Genomic DNA, 1,248 nt, shown 5'->3' with positions numbered 1-1,248 from the left:
AATAATTATAAAAATAGGTAAAAATAATCAATAAAATAAATAATGAAAATAAAAAAGAAACTACAAATAAACAATGAAAAATAGATAAAATTCAAAAATAAAAAGAAAATATTAAAGTTTAAAGATTAAAATCTTCTTCTGTAGATTCAATAGTAAACTTACAGCAATCATCACCCATAGCATAACATTGAATCTCAGTTACATCAATATCAGTATTAAAATATGAAGTAAATAATGCTTCAAAAATACCTGAATCTAAGTAACATGAAGGTTTTCCAGTTTTTGGTAATAAACCACATTCAAAGCAATTTACTACAGTAGCTATTATAATATCGCCTATATCAATATCAAGTTTACCTAAACCTTTTGATTCCCAAAAGTTTTCAATATTTTCTAAAAATTTATTTAAGTTTTTATCATATAATTTTGGAAATAGAGCATTACCTATATTAAATCCAGTTTCATATAAAATTGGATTTATATTAAATCCTTCCTGAATTAAGGTAGATCTTAAGGTATGATATAATAAAAATGAAAAATTAAAATCATCACCTGTATTAATAATATTATCTAATAGGTAATCTGCTTTTCTTTCATCTAATTCTTCAGGTATGGATGGTTTAATTTCACCTAAAAATTTAGAATTAATATAGAATATTTTTTTACGATTATCTTGAGGATTAAATTTATAATTAATCACCCCTTTTTCACGTAAAGATTTAAGATGAACAGAAATTGTTGACTTAGATCTACCAGTATTAGCAACAATTTCATCAAATTCCATATCTGTAGTTTTAAGCATCTCCAAAATTACAAGTTTAACAGGACTTTTTACTACATTAACACCAATACTACCATCATTTTTTGAAAAAATTTGTATTGGTTTTGTTTTATCTAATATTTTACCCTCAACATTATTGCTAATCATTTTGCATACCTCTATAAATTTTTATCATGTTTTTTCCAATGATGATAAAAATAAATGATTATAAAATTTTATATTTTCTTTAATTGTTTGTAGTTACTATTAATATATAAATCATATTATATATATTTTATACAATTTACAATATTTTTAGATAAAATTAAAAATAATAAATTAAAATGATATTTTTCTTAAACTTTTAATTTATTAAAACACTTAATTATAAAAAAATAAATAATCAGCATTTTACTATTTTTAATATAAAATTAAGACATTTATCTAATTTAATCTAATAAATTAATTTTTATATAATATAAGTATTT

General features: G+C 20.0%; 1 protein-coding gene. It reads right to left on the bottom strand.

From position 1 onward, the window contains the following. Positions 1–118: 118 nt before the first annotated feature. Positions 119–928: a V4R domain-containing protein gene (locus BGI41_RS08160; protein ID WP_088540203.1), complete on the bottom strand. Its 810-nt coding sequence runs from the start codon at positions 926–928 to the stop codon at positions 119–121. Between the last annotated feature and the right edge of the window lie 320 nt (positions 929–1,248).

It is taken from the genome of Methanobrevibacter sp. 87.7, assembly GCF_002208625.1.
GTDB lineage: Archaea > Methanobacteriota > Methanobacteria > Methanobacteriales > Methanobacteriaceae > Methanarmilla.
Note: the sequence above shows the minus strand (reverse complement) of the source record. Positions and strands in the feature narration are given on the sequence as shown.